This window comes from Pseudomonas sp. 43mfcvi1.1 (genome assembly GCF_900115935.1).
Taxonomy (GTDB): Bacteria; Pseudomonadota; Gammaproteobacteria; order Pseudomonadales; family Pseudomonadaceae; genus Aquipseudomonas; species Aquipseudomonas bijieensis.
Map to the genome: position 1 here is coordinate 111,964 of NZ_UETT01000011.1, position 16,982 is coordinate 128,945.

At 61.3% G+C, this 16,982-nt stretch carries 16 protein-coding genes; 5 read left to right on the forward strand and 11 right to left on the reverse strand.

The window, feature by feature from the left end; all coding sequences use genetic code 11:
* Positions 1-21: 21 nt before the first annotated feature.
* Positions 22-528 (reverse strand): ATP-dependent zinc protease, encoded by a 507-nt coding sequence (locus tag DTP52_RS20860; protein ID WP_109755024.1) that lies wholly within the window; start codon positions 526-528, stop codon positions 22-24.
* Between the two features lie 355 nt (positions 529-883).
* Between DTP52_RS20860 and DTP52_RS20865 the strand changes: the two genes are divergently transcribed.
* Positions 884-1,771, forward strand: a complete 888-nt coding sequence (locus tag DTP52_RS20865) for an acyltransferase (RefSeq protein WP_109755025.1) — start codon at positions 884-886, stop codon at positions 1,769-1,771.
* On the opposite strand, the gene DTP52_RS20870 is transcribed toward DTP52_RS20865, so the two are convergent.
* Positions 1,772-2,347, reverse strand: a complete 576-nt coding sequence (locus tag DTP52_RS20870; RefSeq protein WP_109755026.1) for a DUF2780 domain-containing protein — start codon at positions 2,345-2,347, stop codon at positions 1,772-1,774.
* A 301-nt stretch (positions 2,348-2,648) separates the two neighbouring features.
* Here DTP52_RS20870 and DTP52_RS20875 point away from each other — a divergent pair, with 301 nt between their 5' ends.
* The 3 genes from DTP52_RS20875 to DTP52_RS20885 all read left to right on the forward strand — a co-directional run bounded on the left by DTP52_RS20875 (position 2,649) and on the right by DTP52_RS20885 (position 4,123).
* Positions 2,649-3,071, forward strand: coding sequence for a DUF3757 domain-containing protein (locus DTP52_RS20875; RefSeq protein WP_109755027.1), 423 nt, complete (start codon positions 2,649-2,651; stop codon positions 3,069-3,071).
* Between the two features lie 98 nt (positions 3,072-3,169).
* A complete protein-coding gene (locus DTP52_RS20880; RefSeq protein ID WP_109755028.1) occupies positions 3,170-3,745 on the forward strand; it encodes a hypothetical protein in 576 nt (191 codons plus the stop codon).
* Positions 3,746-3,910: 165 nt separating this feature from the next.
* The gene (locus DTP52_RS20885) at positions 3,911-4,123 is read left to right on the forward strand and encodes a cold-shock protein (protein ID WP_109755029.1); all 213 of its coding nucleotides are present in this window, start codon (positions 3,911-3,913) and stop codon (positions 4,121-4,123) included.
* Positions 4,124-4,293: 170 nt separating this feature from the next.
* Here the strand turns inward: DTP52_RS20885 and fdhA are convergent, their stop codons facing one another.
* The 8 genes from fdhA to DTP52_RS20930 form a co-directional block, all read right to left on the reverse strand.
* Positions 4,294-5,493, reverse strand: coding sequence for a formaldehyde dehydrogenase, glutathione-independent (gene fdhA, locus DTP52_RS20890; protein WP_109755030.1), 1,200 nt, complete (start codon positions 5,491-5,493; stop codon positions 4,294-4,296).
* 188 nt (positions 5,494-5,681) lie between these two features.
* Positions 5,682-6,539: a formyltetrahydrofolate deformylase gene (gene purU, locus DTP52_RS20895; protein ID WP_039590651.1), complete on the reverse strand. Its 858-nt coding sequence runs from the start codon at positions 6,537-6,539 to the stop codon at positions 5,682-5,684.
* A gap of 183 nt (positions 6,540-6,722) precedes the next feature.
* Positions 6,723-7,355 carry a sarcosine oxidase subunit gamma gene (locus DTP52_RS20900; protein WP_109755031.1) on the reverse strand — a complete coding sequence of 211 codons (633 nt, stop codon included), beginning with the start codon at positions 7,353-7,355 and terminating at the stop codon, positions 6,723-6,725.
* Positions 7,356-7,515: 160 nt separating this feature from the next.
* Positions 7,516-10,533: a sarcosine oxidase subunit alpha gene (locus tag DTP52_RS20905; protein ID WP_109755032.1), complete on the reverse strand. Its 3,018-nt coding sequence runs from the start codon at positions 10,531-10,533 to the stop codon at positions 7,516-7,518.
* Entirely contained in the window at positions 10,530-10,859 is a 330-nt protein-coding gene (locus DTP52_RS20910; RefSeq protein ID WP_109755033.1) for a sarcosine oxidase subunit delta, read from the reverse strand. Before DTP52_RS20910 ends, DTP52_RS20905 begins: the two co-directional genes overlap by 4 nt.
* 14 nt (positions 10,860-10,873) lie before the next feature.
* Complete coding sequence (locus DTP52_RS20915; RefSeq protein ID WP_109755034.1) at positions 10,874-12,124, reverse strand: sarcosine oxidase subunit beta; 1,251 nt, start codon at positions 12,122-12,124, stop codon at positions 10,874-10,876.
* A 21-nt stretch (positions 12,125-12,145) separates the two neighbouring features.
* The gene (glyA, locus tag DTP52_RS20920) at positions 12,146-13,399 is read right to left on the reverse strand and encodes a serine hydroxymethyltransferase (protein ID WP_109755035.1); all 1,254 of its coding nucleotides are present in this window, start codon (positions 13,397-13,399) and stop codon (positions 12,146-12,148) included.
* 315 nt (positions 13,400-13,714) lie between these two features.
* Positions 13,715-14,419: a TraX family protein gene (locus DTP52_RS20930; RefSeq protein WP_109755037.1), complete on the reverse strand. Its 705-nt coding sequence runs from the start codon at positions 14,417-14,419 to the stop codon at positions 13,715-13,717.
* A 195-nt stretch (positions 14,420-14,614) separates the two neighbouring features.
* On the opposite strand from DTP52_RS20930, the gene DTP52_RS20935 reads away from it, so the two are divergent.
* Positions 14,615-15,655 carry a low specificity L-threonine aldolase gene (locus DTP52_RS20935; RefSeq protein WP_109755038.1) on the forward strand — a complete coding sequence of 347 codons (1,041 nt, stop codon included), beginning with the start codon at positions 14,615-14,617 and terminating at the stop codon, positions 15,653-15,655.
* Positions 15,656-15,867: 212 nt separating this feature from the next.
* On the opposite strand, the gene gbcB is transcribed toward DTP52_RS20935, so the two are convergent.
* On the reverse strand, positions 15,868-16,968 hold the full coding sequence (gene gbcB / locus DTP52_RS20940) for a glycine-betaine demethylase subunit GbcB (RefSeq protein ID WP_109755039.1): 1,101 nt from the start codon (positions 16,966-16,968) through the stop codon (positions 15,868-15,870).
* Positions 16,969-16,982: the final 14 nt, after the last annotated feature.

The window sequence follows — 16,982 nt, forward strand, 5'->3', positions numbered from 1 at the left end:
GGGGCACGTCAATCGGGGAAATCAGCAGTCGGGCTTGTCTGCGGTGAAGCGGCGGGCCGGGTTCACCGCTGCGCCGAACTCGCGCAGGGCCTTGGCGCCGATCAGCAATGGGTAGTTGAAGCTGCTGCGGTCGGTCAGGTTGACCTCCACCGTGCGCTTGACGTTGCCCAGGCACAGTTCCAGGTCGACCACGGGGCGCTTGGTTGGCGCGATTTTTTCGTCGTCGTCTTCATCTTCTTCGGAACGGGTCTTGATCTTGCTGATGCGGGCGATCTTGTGTTCGTAGACCTTGTTGCTCGCATCCTTGGTCGCCAGGCGGAATCGCACCCAATCATCACCGTCGCGGGTAAAGGTCTCGATGTCCTTGGCCGACAGCGAGGCAGTCAGCGCACCGGTGTCCATCTTGGCCTTGAGCACTTCGCCGCCGATTTCCGGCAACGCGATGTATTCATAGCGCCCGTACAGGGTCGGCTCGGCGGCCAGCACTGGAAGGGCTATCAGGGAAAACAGGGCGAGGACTGACTTCATGGAGTTAGGGCTTCCATTGTGGGAGTGGGGTTTTAGACCGTGGCTGCTGAATTCGTTCGGTTGATTTCGATAGCAATGGCTAAGAGAAACGCCAGCCAAGCGCGACCTCTGTGGCGAGGGGATTCATCCCCGCTGGGGTGCGAAGCGCCCCCTGAGAGCCTGACATCTCGGTACACCTGGCTATTCGAGTTGACTGTTTTGGGGTTGCTTCGCAACCCAACGGGGATGAATCCCCTCGCCACAAAAAGCCAGCCCAGTTTAGCCAAGCCCAAGTGAAACTTTCGTCCACACCGATTTGGCCTACCGCCCGAAGCTTGCTTATCATGGCCCGCCCACCCGTTTGCAAGAGTCATCTATGCGCCGCCTGCTCACCGGCTGTTTCGTCACCCTGCTGCTGTTGCTCAACACCCTGGTGCTGTTCGGCCCGCTGATGGTGTTCGCACTGCTAAAACTGGTCCTGTCCGGGCGTTTTCGCGACTACGCCTCGTGGGCGGTGATGTGGATCGCCGAAACCTGGGCCGAGATCGACAAGCTGATCTTCGCCCTGTGCATCCCCACCCGCTGGGACATCCGTGGCGGCGCGGACCTGCGCGGCGATACATCCTACCTGGTGATCAGCAACCACCAATCCTGGGTCGACATCCCCGCCCTCGTCCAGACCCTCAACCGACGCACGCCATTCTTCAAGTTCTTCCTCAAGAAAGAGCTGATCTGGGTGCCGTTTCTGGGGCTGGCCTGGTGGGCACTGGACTACCCATTCATGAAGCGCTACACCAAAGCCTTCCTGGCGAAAAACCCGGAGCTGGCCGGCAAGGACCTGGAAATCACCAAGGCCGCCTGCGAGCTGTTCAAGCGCCAACCGGTCACCGTGGTCAACTACCTCGAAGGCACGCGCTTCACCGCCGCCAAAAGCCAACAGCAACAGTCACCCTTCACCCACCTGCTCAAGCCCAAGGCCGGTGGCGTGGCGTTCGTGCTGGCGGCCATGGGTGAACAACTGGACGCGGTATTGGACGTGACCGTGGTTTATCCGCAAACGCGCATTCCCGGGTTCTGGGACTTGATCAGCGGCGCGGTGCCCCGGGTCATCATCGACATCCAGACCCGCGAACTGGACCCGGCGTTGTGGCAGGGCGATTACGAAAATGATCCGGTGTTTCGCCAGTTTGTTCAGGATTGGGTTAATCAGCTCTGGATGGAGAAGGATCGGCGTATTGCTGCCTTGCGCAACGAACGCGCCTGATCAGACGCCACTGCCAGCCCCCCAAATACCTCCCAGATTCTGCAACAACGAACTACCCACCCCCTGCTGGCCAAGGTACTGCAGGATGACCGGGGCAAACTGCCCGATCATGCCGCTGTCCATGCCCAGCGCGCTGAAGGCGTTATTCAAGTCATTGGTGTCCTTGACGTTACCCAGCAGCCCGTCGAGCAAGGCGTTTTTGTCCGATCCGCCACCGAGCAAGCCGCCCAGGCCGTTGAGCCCGCCGATGGCGCTGTTGCCGGCGATCTGATCGAGACCTGGCACGCTTTTGCTCAATTCCGAGAACTGCGGTTCGCTTAGCCGGTTCTTCGCCAGCCCCAGCATCGCACCGGCACCGCCGATGGCCTGTTCCGGGGTGATCTTGAGGTCCGAGCCCAGGGTATTGAGCAACCCGGCGGCTTTCGGTGCAGCGGCCACGGCGCCGTCCTTCTCACCTGAGTTGCCCTGCATCGCCGACATCACATTAGCCGCATCGCTGAGGCTGAACTGCGCGAAAGCCGGGCTGGCGGCCAGTGTCAACAGGCAAGACAGTGCAAAACCGCGTGAAACCTTCATCCGGGACATCCTCTTGAGCATGAAAAAGCCGCTCTTAAAGAGCGGCGTGAAGCGTGCGTTGGACTTGCGCGGACGGCGATTGTTCCTAAACGTATTACATGAATGGCCGATAGCCATTACAGAAAAATCCTCAGTGGTCGTCAGAAACGTCTGATTTACCGAAAACTGCGTCTTTTTATATAGCCAAAAGTTACCAAATATCCATACACAGTTCTAAATTGACATAAATGACAGCCAACATTGACAGTAGCCCGCCCGACCGAAGCCGTGAATCGTTGAACTGAGCCCTGGAGCCTGGCACATGAAAAAAATACTGGCTGGAGGCGCGGTCTTGCTTTTGCTGATCATCGGCCACGTCCATGCCGGTGAAATAACATGCCCCGCCGTCACTGACATTCACAGGGATATTGAATCGCTGGAAGACGTTTACACCGTCGGGGAGCGGGAAGAGCGTGAATGGAAAAGCGAAAGCCTGGTGGAGGTGGTCGACCCGACCTCGTTGCAGTTCGAAGGTGCCGAATACGTTATTCATGAGGACGATGGGGACGAACAGACAGCCCCCCGTGCGACCATCACGTGCAGATACGGGGCGATCAATCTGAAGTTGGACGATCAACAAATCCTGGAACCGGCTTTTTCAAAGTGGATGAGCAATCGCTGCGAAAGCCCGGATACCCGAATGTGCAGGTTGATGGACGGCGACTACTTCAACTTGATCTATTGATCGGCAATGGTAACCGCGTCACTGTTCCAGCACCGCCGCTCACAGCCCTCACCTGCACCATTACCGTACAGTGCGGCTTCCTCCAGCAGAGTTTGCCCATGAACGTGAAAGTCGGCGGCGCCACCCTCGCGGTCATCCTGACCGGCATGCTCATCGCCCTGGGTGTCAACGAATGCCAGCGCGGCCCGCTGAACCCGGAACTGGCCGATGGCACGAGTGAAGAGCAGAAGACCTGGCTGACCATCGAACACCGCATCAAGCGCTCTGACCCGGCCCTGACCGAGGTAAGCCGCGATCAACAAGCGCTGACCGTGCTTTACCGTCCAGGCGCTTGCGCGGAGGACTGCGAGCCCTGGGTCCCGCACATGCTGCGCGTTGTCGGCCACGGCCTGGCAGCGCTCAATGGCGCACCAGAGGGCAAGCAATACACGCAAGTGACGGTCAAGGCGCGACTGCTGACCGATGATGACGTGGAACTGGTCTATGACATGCCGGGCTTCGACGCGATCAAGACGCAACAGGATGGCTACGTCACTTTTGCCAGCATGCCCCGCAACCTGAAATTCAGCGGCGATGCCCTGGCCCAAGCGCAGAACTATTGCCAAGGCCCTAGCGCCAAAGGTTTCTACCCTGAATTCTGCGAACGGGTCGAGACCGCAACTGCCCAGCAGTAACCGTGGCGAGGGAGATTGCTCCCGCTCAAGTATTGCCTACTGTCAATGTTGACAGTAGGCAGCCGTCCATACGGCCTCTAAGCTCAGTCGTGACAACGAAAACAAGGCTCTGGGCAAACCACAGTCCCTGCGCCTTTCTTCATTCGGGCAAGCAGGACAATAAAAATGAACGACCGAATCAAAGGAACCGTTAAATGGTTTAACGATGCGAAAGGCTATGGCTTCATTACCTGCGGCAAAGGAGGCGAGGAACTGTTCGTTCATTACTCGGCGATAGCCGGCGAGGGTTATAAAACGTTGAAACAGAGGCAGACCGTTTCGTTTGAAATCGAGAAGGGGGATAAAGGCATGCAGGCCACGAGAGTGACGCCGGAATAAACGATCCGGGAGCCATCCTGAGGTGGGTGAGCGGTTGACTCCTTGTATGTTCGGTAACGTGCCAGCTATCACCTCGATCAAAAACGCTTCAGTCCTGGAAAGCCGCCGTCTGTAGGGCTGAATAAAAAGGGCGACATCTCTGTCGCCCTTTTTCCGTCTTGCCTACAACGTTATGCCGCACTGAACAACTTATGCGGATCAATCACAAACTTCTTCGGCACGCCCGCATCGAACTCGCCATAACCCTTCGGCGCGTCATCCAGGCTGATCACCTGTACGCCAACGATTTCAGCAATGTTGATGCGGTCCCACATGATCGCCTGCATCAGTTGGCGGTTGTACTTCATGACTGGGGTCTGGCCGGTGTGGAAGCTGTGGGATTTGGCCCAGCCCAGGCCGAAGCGGATGCTCAGGCTACCCATTTTGGCTGCTGCATCGACGGCGCCCGGGTCTTCGGTGACGTAGAGGCCAGGGATGCCGATTTTGCCGGCGACGCGGACCACGCCCATCAAGGAGTTGAGCACGGTGGCCGGGGCTTCGTGCTTGACGCCGTCATGGCCGTGGCCGCGGGCTTCGAAGCCTACCGCATCGACGGCGCAATCGACTTCCGGTTCGCCCAGCAAGGCAGCGATCTGTTCGTGCAGCGGGGTGTCCTGGGACAGGTCGGCGATTTCAAAACCCTGGGCCTTGGCGTGAGCCAGGCGGACCGGGTTGACGTCACCAATGATCACCACGGCGGCACCCAGCAGGCGCGCGGAGGCAGCGGCCGCCAGGCCAACCGGGCCGGCACCGGCGATGTAGACGGTGCTGCCAGGGCCAACGCCGGCAGTGACGGCGCCGTGATAGCCGGTCGGCAGGATGTCGGACAGGCAGGTCAGGTCGCGGATTTTCTCCATGGCCTTGTCGCGATCCGGCAGCTTCAGCAGGTTGAAGTCGGCGTACGGCACCAGCACGTATTCGGCCTGGCCGCCGGTCCAGTCGCCCATGTCCACGTAACCGTAGGCACCGCCGGCACGGGCCGGGTTGACGCTCAGGCAGACGCCTGTGTGTTGCTCCTTGCAGGAACGGCAGCGCCCGCAAGCCACGTTGAACGGCACCGACACCAGGTCGCCGATTTTCAGGTTCTCGACGTCGCTGCCCTTTTCGATCACTTCACCGGTGATTTCGTGACCCAGGACCAGACCGGTCTGGGCAGTGGTACGGCCGCGCACCATGTGCTGGTCGGAGCCGCAGATGTTGGTGGAGACCACGCGCAGGATGACACCGTGCTCAATCTTCCTGCCGCGCGGGTCCTGCATTTTTGGATAGTCGATTTTCTGTACTTCGACCTTGCCGTTGCCGAGATACACGACACCACGATTGCCAGACATGCTTTCACCTCGCTGTTGTTTTTATGGAACTGCGTTGCCCAGGCAGGCAGCGCGTTGATTGCTCGGGTAGTGCTTGTGTCTTGTTTCTTTGTTGTCTGTGAGGGCCTCTTCGCGAGCAGGCTCGCTCCCACATTGGATCTTTGTGTGCTCCCCTATTCCGTGGGAGCGAGCCTGCTCGCGATGTCGGCCTAAAGAACGACAGTACGATTGGCGTTCAAGAACACCCTTCGCTCGATGTGATAGCCCACGGCCCGGGCCAGGGTCAGCCCTTCGATGTCCCGCCCCTTGGCGATCAAATCCTCGGGATAGTGACTGTGGTCCACCACTTCCACGCCCTGGGCGATGATCGGGCCTTCGTCCAGGTCGTTGTTGATGTAGTGCGCCGTGGCACCGACCAGTTTCACGCCTTTGTTGTAGGCTTGGTGATATGGCTTGGCGCCCTTGAAGCCCGGCAGCAGCGAGTGATGGATATTGATCGCCTTGCCGTCGAGCTTGCGACACAGCTCCGGCGACAGCACTTGCATGTAGCGGGCAAGGATCACCAACTCGGCACCGGTGTCTTCGATCACCTGCCACACCTGTCGCTCCTGGGCCGGCTTGTCGTTCGGGTCCAGGGGGAAATGGTAGTAGGGAATCTGGTGCCAGTCGGCCAACGGCTTGAGGTCGGGGTGGTTGGAGACCACGGCCACCACGTCCATGGACAACTGGCCGATGCGCTGGCGGTAGAGCAAATCGTTGAGGCAGTGATCGGCCTTGGAGACCATGATCACCACTTTGGGCCGGTAGTTGGGTGGCGTCAGTTCGAAGACCATGCCAAAGGCTTGCGCGCGTTCGGCCAGGCCGGCACGGAAGTTTTGCTCGTCAAAACCGTCGGGCTGGCGGAACTCCACACGAATGAAAAAACGCGCCGAGAGCCGGTCGTCGAAGGAATGGTGCTCGGTGACATAGCAGCCCTGCTCGAACAGAAAGCGCGTCACCGCGTCCACCGTGCCGAGCACGCTGGGGCAGTCGGCGGTCAAGATCCATGTATCCGGGGCGCGGCTCATTGCGGTGACTCCTGTTTGTTATGGATAACCCCCCGGCCGTACACAGAACCTGTGGCGGAGGATTTATCTGTGGGAGCAAAGCTTGCTCGCGATAAAAACAACGCGGTCTATCTGGAACTCAAGCGCCTGTATCGCGAGCAAGCTTTGCTCCCACAGTTCTGCTTCCACAAGGACTGCAGTGTTTCAGGCCTGGACGCTCAAGCCATACTCAGCCGCCGCATCCTGCAACCACAACCACCAGTAATCGGAGAAGCTGCGGCGGATCACCAGTTCCCAGGTGTCTTCGCCGGTGTGGCGGATCACCAGTTGCGACTTGGCGAACACCGTACCCACGGCCTTGCCCACCGGGAAGTTGCTTGGGTGTACATCGTAGCTGGTGGATTTCATCAGCACGTCGCGCACGTTCGGGCCGGACAGTTCGAGGATCTGCTGGCCGCCGCTGACGTTGACGATCTGGATGTGCAGATCGCCCAGCGCTTCACGCAGTTTTTTCTCGGCAGCGAACTCTTCGCCACTCGGCACCACCAGCAGCCACTCGTCCGGGCCAAGCCATTGCAGGCTGGTCTCACCCTTGACGATGACGGCCAGGGCACCGGGCAATTCCAGGCCCAGGGCCTTGTGCACGCCGGCTGCGAACGCCGGGTCGTGGCCATCGCCACGAATGGTCAGGTGACCCAGGAGTTTTTTCTCGCGCACGGTCACACCGGCGTTCTTGCGGCCCTTGCCCACCAGGCTGGCGAGGTCGGCATGGTGCAGCGACGACTCGGCCTTGGCCCCGGTGGTTGGGCGTTGTTGGTACACGTTGACTGCGGTCATATGGAGCACCTGTCTGAATGCTTGTTCGACCTGCCGGTGTGTGGTGCTGTGGGAGCAAGGCTTGCCCGCGATGAACGATAACTCGGTCTTACGGCTACCGTGTCGCCTGCATCGCGAGCAAGCTTTGCTCCCACACGCCCCTCACCACAGGGCTTAAGTGTTAAATATTCTGCCGGTCGCCTTTCGGATCGAAGAACACCGAAGAAACGATCTCTGCCTCGATCACGCTGCCGTCGGCCAATGGTGCGAAGACGCGCTCGCCCATCCGCTTGAGGCCCCCCTTGACCACACCCATGGCAAATGAATAACCCAGGGAGTTGTGGGCATAGCTGGAAGTCACGTGGCCAACCATGGTCATCGGGATCGCCTGCTTGGTGTTGAACACCAGTTGCGCGCCTTCCGGCAGCCAGACATTCGGGTCAATCGGCTTGAGGCCCACCAGTTGCTTGCGGTCTTCGCGCACGCAATCTTCGCGATTCATGCCACGCCAGCCGATCCACGAGAACGGTTTGGTCCGGCCTACGCACCAACCCATGTTCAGGTCGTCCGGGGTCATCGAGCCGTCGGTGTCCTGGCCGACGATGATGAAACCCTTCTCGGCCCGCAGCACGTGCATGGTCTCGGTGCCGTACGGGGTCAGGTTGTACTTCTTGCCGGCCTCGACGATCTGCTCGAGCACGCCCATGGCGTAGTCGGCTTGCACGTTGACTTCGTACGACAGCTCACCGGTGAACGAAATGCGGAACACCCGCGCCGGCACGCCGCCCACCAGGCCTTCTTTCCAGGTCATGAACGGGAAGCCGTCCTTGTCCAGGTCGATGTCGGTGACTTCGCTCAGCAGCTTGCGACTGTTGGGGCCCGACAGGGTCATGGTCGCCCAGTGGTCGGTGACCGAGGTGAAGTACACCTTCAGGTCCGGCCATTCGGTCTGCTGGTAGATCTCCAGCCATTGCAGCACGCGGGCCGCACCGCCGGTGGTGGTGGTCATGATGAAGTGGTTCTCGGCGACGCAGGCGGTCACGCCATCGTCGAACACCATGCCGTCTTCTTTGCACATCAGGCCGTAGCGGGCCTTGCCCACGTCGAGCTTGGTCCAGGCGTTGGTGTAGATGCGGTTGAGGAACTCGCGGGCATCCGGGCCCTGGATGTCGATCTTGCCCAGGGTCGAGGCGTCCAGCAGGCCGACGCTGTCGCGCACGGCTTTGCATTCGCGCTTCACGGCGGCATGCATGTCTTCGCCGTTCTTCGGGAAATACCATGGGCGTTTCCACTGGCCGACGTCTTCGAATTCGGCACCGTTCTTCACATGCCAGGCATGCAGCGCGGTGAAACGTACCGGTTCGAAGATGTGCCCACAGTGCCGGCCGGCTACCGCGCCGAAAGTCACCGGCGTGTAGTTCGGGCGGAACATGGTGGTGCCCATCTGCGGGATGCTCACGTTCAGCGAACGAGCCGCGATGGCCAGACCGTTGACGTTGCCCAGTTTGCCCTGGTCGGTGCCGAAGCCCAGTGCGGTGTAGCGCTTGACGTGTTCCACCGACTCGAAACCTTCGCGGGTGGCGAGCTCGATGGCGGCGGCGGTGACGTCGTTCTGCAGGTCGACGAATTGCTTCGGCGCCCGTGCGGTGGCTTTTTCGTGCGGTACCTGGAACAGCGCCAGGGTCGGCTCTTCGTGACGGCTCAGGGCTTTGGGCAATACGCCCTCGACCGCTTTGAAACCGGCTTCGCTGGCTGCGCGCACGCCGCCTTCAAAACCGTCGGCCAAGCTGTCGCCGAGGCTGTAGACGCCATTCACGCCGCCGACACACACGCGCTTCTGCGGTGCTTCGCCCGGTACGAAACCGAGGATGTCTTCACGCCAGATCGGCTTGCCGCCCAAGTGCGAAGCCAAGTGAACCACCGGGCTGTAGCCGCCAGAGCTGGCGACCAGGTCGCAGTCCAACCACTCGCCGGGGCTGGTGACTTTGTGGGCGCGGACATCGATCGCGGCGACACGTGCCCCGGTGACGCGCTTGCTGCCACGCGCCTCGATCACGGCGCTGCCGGTGAGAATGCGGATGCCCTTGGCACGCGCCTCTTCCACCAACGCACCCCGTGGGTTGCTGCGGGCGTCGGCAACGGCCACCACTTGCAGGCCAGCGTCGAACCAGTCCAGGGCCACGCGATAGGCGTGGTCGTTGTTGGTGCTCAGCACCAGTTTCTTGCCCGGTGCCACGCCATAGCGGCGCACGTAGGTGGAGACCGCGCCGGCCAGCATGTTGCCCGGCACGTCGTTGTTGCCGTAGACCAGCGGGCGTTCGCAGGCGCCGGTCGCCAGCACCACACGCTTGGCGCGGACACGGTTGATGCGCTGGCGCACCTGGCCGATTGGCGCACGGTCACCGAGGTGGTCGGTGAGGCGCTCGTGAATGGTCAGGAAGTTATGGTCGTGGTAACCGTTGACCGTGGCACGCGGCAGCAGTACCACGTCCGGCATCGACTTGAGTTCAGCGACAACAGCGGCCACCCATTCGGTCGCCGGCTTGCCGTCCAGGCTCTCGCGGGAGTCGAGCAGGCTGCCGCCGAACTCTTCCTGCTCGTCGGCCAGGATCACCCGTGCGCCGCTGCGGGCCGCAGCCAATGCCGCAGCCAGGCCAGCAGGGCCGGCGCCGACAATCAGCACGTCGCAGTGACGGTTCATGTAGTCGTAGGTGTCCGGATCGTTCTCGGTCGGCGAGCGACCTAACCCTGCGGCCTTGCGGATGTACTTCTCGTAAGTCATCCAGAACGATTGCGGGTACATGAAGGTTTTGTAATAGAAGCCCGGCGGCATCAGCTTGCCGCCGACCTTGCCGAGAATCCCCATCATGTCGTTGTTCACGTTCGGCCAGCCGTTGGTGCTGGTGGCGACCAGACCCTGGTACAGCGCCTGTTGCGTGGCACGTACGTTAGGGATTTGCGTGGCTTCGGTGGCGCCGATCTGCAGCACCGCGTTCGGCTCTTCGGCACCGGCGGCGAAGATGCCGCGCGGGCGGGAATACTTGAAGCTGCGACCGATGATGTCGACACCGTTGGCCAGCAGTGCAGCGGCCAGGGAATCGCCTTCGAAGCCTTTGTAGGTCTGGCCGTTGAAGGTAAAGCTCAGCACTTTGTTGCGGTCGATCCGTCCGCCGTTGGACAGGCGATTGATCTGGCTCATACCTTCTCTCCCAGAGCCTGTGCGGCCGCTTTCGGACTGTCAGCCTTGTCGGTGAATTGCGGCTTTTGGCCGATCTTGTAGGTTTCGAGAATCTCGTAGGTCACGGTGTCGCGAGTCGCGTTGAAGTACTGGCGGCAACCGGCGGCGTGAATCCACAGCTCGTGGTGCAGGCCGCGCGGGTTATCGCGGAAGAACATGTAGTCGCCCCACTGCTCGTCGGTGCAGGCGTTGGGGTCCAGCGGACGCGGGATGTGCGCCTGGCCGGATGCATGGAATTCCTCTTCGGAGCGCAGTTCGCCGCAGTGAGGACAGAAGATGTGCAACATAGGGATTTCTCCTGTTAGTGGGCGACGGCAGCAGCGCCGTGTTCGTCGATCAGTGCACCGTTGTGGAAACGGTCGATGGAAAACGGCGCGGCCAGTGGGTGCATTTCACCCTTGGCCAGGCTTGCAGCGAAGACGTTGCCCGAGCCCGGGGTGGCCTTGAAGCCGCCGGTACCCCAACCGCAGTTGAAGAACATGTTCGGCACCGGGGTCTTGGAGATGATCGGGCAGGCGTCCGGCGTGGTGTCGACGATGCCGCCCCACTGGCGGTTCATGCGCACCCGCGACAGCACCGGGAACATCTCGACGATGGCCTGGATGGTGTGCTCGATCACCGGGTACGAACCACGCTGGCCGTAGCCGTTGTAGCCGTCGATACCGGCACCGATCACCAGGTCACCCTTGTCGGACTGGCTGATGTAGCCGTGCACGGCGTTGGACATGATCACGCTGTCGATGATTGGCTTGATCGGCTCCGACACCAGCGCTTGCAGCGGGTGGGATTCGATCGGCAGGCGAAAGCCCGCGAGCTTGGCCATGTGCCCGGAGTTACCGGCCGTCACCACGCCGACGCGCTTGGCGCCGATGAAGCCTTTGTTGGTTTCCACACCGATGCATACGCCGTTTTCCTTGCGGAAACCGATCACTTCGGTCTGCTGGATCAGGTCCACGCCCAACGCGTCCGCCGCCCGGGCAAAGCCCCAGGCCACGGCATCGTGACGGGCCACGCCGCCGCGACGCTGGACGGTGGCGCCCATCACCGGGTAGCGGGTGTTTTTCGAACAATCCAGGTACGGGATCTCGTCGGCCACTTGCTTGGCGGTGAGCAATTCACCGTCCACGCCGTTGAGGCGGTTGGCGCTGACGCGACGCTCGGAATCACGGATGTCCTGCAGGGTGTGGCACAGGTTGTAGACGCCACGCTGAGAGAACATCACGTTGTAGTTCAGGTCCTGGGACAGGCCTTCCCAGAGTTTCATCGCGTGTTCGTACAGGTGCGCCGATTCGTCCCACAGGTAGTTGGAACGCACGATGGTGGTGTTGCGCGCGGTGTTACCGCCGCCCAGCCAGCCCTTCTCGACCACGGCCACGTTGGTGATGCCATGTTCCTTGGCCAGGTAGTAGGCGGTCGCCAGGCCATGCCCGCCACCGCCGACGATGACCACGTCGTAGACTTTTTTCGGCGTCGGCGTGCGCCACATCCGCTGCCAGTTTTCGTGATGGCTGAGAGAGTGTTTGAAGAGGCCGAAGCCCGAATAGCGTTGCATAGTCATTACTCCAAAACCGACTCAGCGATAAACCGGGAAGTCCGCGCACAGGGCCGCTACTTGCTGGGCAACGTTGGCCTCGACATCGGCATCACCGAGGTTGTCGAGGATGTCGCAGATCCAGCCGGCCAGCGTGACGCACTGGGTAACCTTGAAGCCGCGGGTGGTCACCGCCGGGGTGCCGATACGCAGGCCCGAGGTCACGAACGGCGATTGCGGGTCGTTCGGCACGGCGTTCTTGTTGACGGTGATGTGGGCGCGGCCCAGGGCGGCATCGGCGTCCTTGCCAGTCAGGCCCTGACGGATCAGGCTGACCAGGAACAGGTGGTTATCGGTGCCGCCGGACACTACATCGTAGCCGCGCTTGATGAACACGCCAGCCATGGCCTGGGCGTTATCGATCACTTGCTGCTGATAGGCCTTGAAGCCTGGCTCCGCCGCTTCCTTGAAGCACACCGCCTTGCCGGCGATCACGTGCATCAGCGGGCCGCCCTGGGCACCCGGGAATACCGCGGCGTTGAGCTTCTTCTCGATTTCTTCGTTGGCCTTGGCCAGAATCAGGCCGCCACGTGGACCGCGCAGGGTCTTGTGGGTGGTGGTGGTGACCACATCGGCGTACGGCAGCGGGTTCGGGTACAGACCAGCGGCGACCAGGCCCGCGACGTGAGCCATGTCGACGAACAACAGGGCACCGACCCTGTCGGCGATCTGGCGGAAGCGTGGGAAATCCAGGGTCTTGGAGTAAGCGGAGAAACCGGCCACGATCATTTTCGGCTTGTGCTCGACCGCCAGGCGCTCGACTTCGTCGTAGTCGATCAGGCCGGTGGTGGTGTCGATGCCGTATTGCACCGCGTTGTAGAGCTTGCCCGAGGACGACACCTTGGCGCCGTGGGTCAAGTGACCGCCGTGGGCCAGGCTCATGCCCAGGATGGTATCGCCAGCCTGCAGCAGGGCCAGGTACACGGCGCTGTTGGCCGAAGACCCGGAGTGCGGCTGGACGTTGGCGTAATCGGCGCCGAACAGTTGTTTGGCGCGCTCGATGGCCAGGGCTTCGACTTTGTCGACGTGCTCGCAGCCACCGTAGTAGCGCTTGCCCGGATAGCCTTCGGCATACTTGTTGGTCAGGCCGCTGCCCTGGGCCTGCATCACGCGCTTGCTGGTGTAGTTCTCTGACGCGATCAGCTCGATGTGATCTTCCTGGCGTTGCTCTTCGGCGTTCATCGCCGCCAGCAGTGCATCATCGTAGCCTTGGATTTGGTCTTGCTTGCTGAACATCGCGTCTCTCCCAGCGGCGGCGGTGCGCCTTTCGTCTCGGTGAGGCACGGACCGTTCGGTCGTGCCCTTTGGATGCGATGGTATGGCTGGCGCAGGCATGTCAAATGCCTATGGACGCCACGCAAAGGTGCGTTTACGACATGCGCTCAAAGAGTCGGAGAGCAAGGGCTGCGGGATAGCACTGTGGGAGCAAAGCTTGCTCGCGATCCAGGCGCCTCGGTTCATGGGAGACCGCGTCGCTTTCATCGCGGGCAAGCCTTGCTCCCACAGGCATTGTTCCCACAGCTTTGCTCCCAAAATGCTGCTCCCACAGGGCTATGCGGCGATCTGGCGAACCGCGAGCAACAGCAAAAAATGCGCGGGATACAGACCGTAGGCCCAGCGCCGCATGGGCGGTGGATGAAAACGACCAGCCTGTCGTAAAAGCATCAACCCAAGCCATGGCGCGATCAGGCAAGCCACCAGGCCCCACAACGCCACCCCATCCCCCAGCCATGCCGCGCCATACAACACCCGCCATTGGTTGGCCGCCACGCAAACCAGCCCCGGCAACAAGGCCATGTACAAGGGACGCCTGAAGACCAGCAGCATCGCCAGCGGCAGCAGCACGCCAAAGAAGCCGAACATCAGCTGCGACGAAAACAGCGCCGCCAGCAGCAACGCCGCCACGGCCAGGCATCGGGCTTCCAGGGTGGGCGTTTGCCAACAACGCGCCACAAGCAACCCGAGCACCAGCGTCGGCATGACGTTCAGTGTGGAAGGGTCGAGAATGAACAAGCGGTAGGGGATCTCGCTGACGGCACTGAATAACAGCAGCCAGCCCAAGTACCGCCATGGAGCAGCGCTGGCACCACTGCGCGCCAGGTTCGCCGCCATCGCCAAGCAGAACCATGGGAACGCCAACCGCCCCGGCACATAGAGCAAATCGACGGAAAAACCGACATATCGCAGATGATCGAAGACCATCGACAAAAGCGCCAACCACTTGAGCAGGTCCAAGGCACCGTCACGCCTGCTCATGAGTAAAGCGACTCGATGACCTTGTGATTTCCTGACAGAAACATCCGGTGTGTTCCCTCGCTAATCTTGGGTAAAGTGCGCACCAGTATCGACCACGGCGCTGTGGACCCAAGCACGCCGAACCTTGGAACGCCCCATCCGGGCGTTCCGCCAGGGATCTCTTTATCCAGGACTCTCTATATCAGGAGCAAGGCCATGACCGACAAGAGTCAACAGTTCGCCAGCGACAACTATTCCGGCATTTGCCCCGAAGCCTGGGCGGCCATGGAAGAAGCCAACCAGGGTCACCAACGCGCGTACGGCGACGACGAATGGACCCACCGCGCAGCGGATGATTTCCGGGCCTTGTTCGAAACCGACTGCGAAGTGTTCTTTGCGTTCAACGGCACGGCGGCCAACTCCCTTGCCCTGTCCTCGCTGTGCCAGAGTTATCACAGCGTGATCTGCTCGGAAACCGCCCACGTCGAAACCGACGAATGCGGCGCACCGGAATTTTTCTCCAACGGTTCCAAGCTGCTGGTGGCGCGCACCGAAAACGGCAAGCTGACCCCCGAGTCGATCCGCGAGATCGCCCTCAAGCGCCAGGACATCCACTACCCCAAGCCACGGGTCGTGACCCTGACCCAGGCCACGGAAGTCGGCAGCGTCTACACCCCGGATGAAATCCGCGCCATCAGCGTCACCTGCAAGGAACTGGGGCTGAACCTGCACATGGATGGCGCGCGGTTTTCCAACGCCTGCGCCTTCCTCGGCTGCTCCCCGGCCGACCTGACCTGGAAGGCCGGCGTGGACGTGTTGTGCTTCGGCGGCACGAAAAACGGCATGGCGGTGGGCGAAGCGATCCTGTTTTTCAACCATGACCTGGCCGTGGATTTCGACTATCGCTGCAAACAGGCCGGGCAACTGGCCTCGAAAATGCGCTTCCTCTCCGCGCCCTGGGTCGGCTTGCTGCAGAACCAGGCCTGGCTCAAGCACGCCCGCCACGCCAACCACTGCGCCCAATTGCTGGCGGAACTGGTCAGCGACATTCCCGGCGTGGAACTGATGTTCCCGGTCCAGGCCAACGGCGTGTTCCTGCAACTCTCGGAGCCAGCCATCGCCGCACTGACCGCCAAGGGCTGGCGCTTCTACACCTTCATCGGCAAGGGCGGCGCACGCTTCATGTGTTCATGGGACACGGAAGAGGCGCGGGTAAGGGAATTGGCGGCGGATATTCGGGAAGTGATGGCGGGCTAGGAAGACAGGCTCAAAGCCTGCCCAGCCCATCTGTGGAAGAGGTCTATCTGTGGCGAGGGGATTTATCCCCGCTGGGCTGCGAAGCAGCCCTAAAACCTGCGGATGCGGTGTATCAGGTTAACCGAATTGACTGCTTTGGGGCCGCTTCGCGGCCCAACGGGGATAAATCCCCTCGCCACAAGATCTTCAGCGCCCACCAGTGAGAGTGCTGATCAAAACTCGATCCGCACATCCCCCTTCGGCACGCTGCAGCACGACAGGATGTAACCCTCGGCCTCGTCGTCTTCGGTGATCCCGCCGTTGTGGTCCATTTCCACTTCCCCGCCCAGCTTCAACACCTTGCAGGTGCCGCAGATGCCCATGCCGCAGGCCTTGGGGATCATCATGCCGAGCTTGGCGGCGGCGGCGTGTACGGTTTCTCCCGGTCCCACGCGGATGCTCTTGCCCGAGGAGGTGAACTCCACCAGGTGCAGGTCTGCCGCATCGACTTGCGGAGCGTCAGCCGCTTGTTCGGCCTGTTCCACGGCGTCGGCGCGAGCTTCCGGTGGCGTGGCGCCGAAGGACTCCTCGTGGTAACGCTTCATGTCGTAGCCGGCGGCTTCCAGCAGGCGCTTGACCGCGGTCATGTACGGGGTCGGGCCGCAACAGAACACTTCGCGTTCGAGGAAATCGGGCACCATCAATTCCAGCATCTTGTGGTTCAGATAACCGCGATACCCGGCCCAGGGCTCGCCCAGGCCATGTTTTTCACAGATCAGGTGCAAGCTGAAGTTGTCGATCCGCGACGCCATGTGTTCCAGCTCGCGGTGGTAAATGATGTCCTTGGGCGAGCGGGCGCTGTGGATGAAGGTCATGTCGACATTGGCGTTGGTGTCGTAGAACCAGCGAGCCATGGACATGCACGGCGTGATCCCCACGCCACCGCTCAGGTACAGGACTTTCGGGCTCGGGAAATCGATGGCGTTGAACAACCCCACCGGCCCGTGCACCGCCAACTCCTGGCCTTCATGCAGGGTGTCGTGCAACCAGTTGGACACCTTGCCCCCCGGCACGCGCTTGATGGTCACCGAGAAACTGTAGGGCACCGACGGCGAGCTGGAGATGGTGTAGGAGCGCATGATCGGCTGGCCTTCGATTTCCAGCTCCAGGGTGACAAACTGCCCCGGCTTGAAAAAGAACATGATCGGCTGGTCGGCCATGAAGCAGAAGGTGCGCACATCCCAGGTTTCCTGGATGACTTTGACGCAACGTACGATATGTCGGCCATTGGCCCAGGTCTGGGTCGTGACCGGGTTCAGGAAATTATTGGACATGCTGATCTCCACGG

Excerpts from the sequence above, each read along its gene's own strand:
- DTP52_RS20860 (WP_109755024.1), bottom strand. The coding sequence starts at position 528 with ATGAAGTCAGTCCTCGCCCTGTTTTCCCTGATAGCCCTTCCAGTGCTG.
- DTP52_RS20865 (WP_109755025.1), top strand. The coding sequence starts at position 884 with ATGCGCCGCCTGCTCACCGGCTGTTTCGTCACCCTGCTGCTGTTGCTC.
- DTP52_RS20885 (WP_109755029.1), top strand. The coding sequence starts at position 3,911 with ATGAACGACCGAATCAAAGGAACCGTTAAATGGTTTAACGATGCGAAA.
- purU (WP_039590651.1), bottom strand. The coding sequence starts at position 6,539 with ATGAGCCGCGCCCCGGATACATGGATCTTGACCGCCGACTGCCCCAGC.
- DTP52_RS20870 (WP_109755026.1), bottom strand. The coding sequence starts at position 2,347 with ATGAAGGTTTCACGCGGTTTTGCACTGTCTTGCCTGTTGACACTGGCC.
- DTP52_RS20930 (WP_109755037.1), bottom strand. The coding sequence starts at position 14,419 with ATGAGCAGGCGTGACGGTGCCTTGGACCTGCTCAAGTGGTTGGCGCTT.
- glyA (WP_109755035.1), bottom strand. The coding sequence starts at position 13,399 with ATGTTCAGCAAGCAAGACCAAATCCAAGGCTACGATGATGCACTGCTG.
- DTP52_RS20910 (WP_109755033.1), bottom strand. The coding sequence starts at position 10,859 with ATGTTGCACATCTTCTGTCCTCACTGCGGCGAACTGCGCTCCGAAGAG.
- DTP52_RS20935 (WP_109755038.1), top strand. The coding sequence starts at position 14,615 with ATGACCGACAAGAGTCAACAGTTCGCCAGCGACAACTATTCCGGCATT.
- gbcB (WP_109755039.1), bottom strand. The coding sequence starts at position 16,968 with ATGTCCAATAATTTCCTGAACCCGGTCACGACCCAGACCTGGGCCAAT.
- DTP52_RS20880 (WP_109755028.1), top strand. The coding sequence starts at position 3,170 with ATGAACGTGAAAGTCGGCGGCGCCACCCTCGCGGTCATCCTGACCGGC.
- fdhA (WP_109755030.1), bottom strand. The coding sequence starts at position 5,493 with ATGTCTGGCAATCGTGGTGTCGTGTATCTCGGCAACGGCAAGGTCGAA.
- DTP52_RS20875 (WP_109755027.1), top strand. The coding sequence starts at position 2,649 with ATGAAAAAAATACTGGCTGGAGGCGCGGTCTTGCTTTTGCTGATCATC.
- DTP52_RS20915 (WP_109755034.1), bottom strand. The coding sequence starts at position 12,124 with ATGCAACGCTATTCGGGCTTCGGCCTCTTCAAACACTCTCTCAGCCAT.
- DTP52_RS20905 (WP_109755032.1), bottom strand. The coding sequence starts at position 10,533 with ATGAGCCAGATCAATCGCCTGTCCAACGGCGGACGGATCGACCGCAAC.
- DTP52_RS20900 (WP_109755031.1), bottom strand. The coding sequence starts at position 7,355 with ATGACCGCAGTCAACGTGTACCAACAACGCCCAACCACCGGGGCCAAG.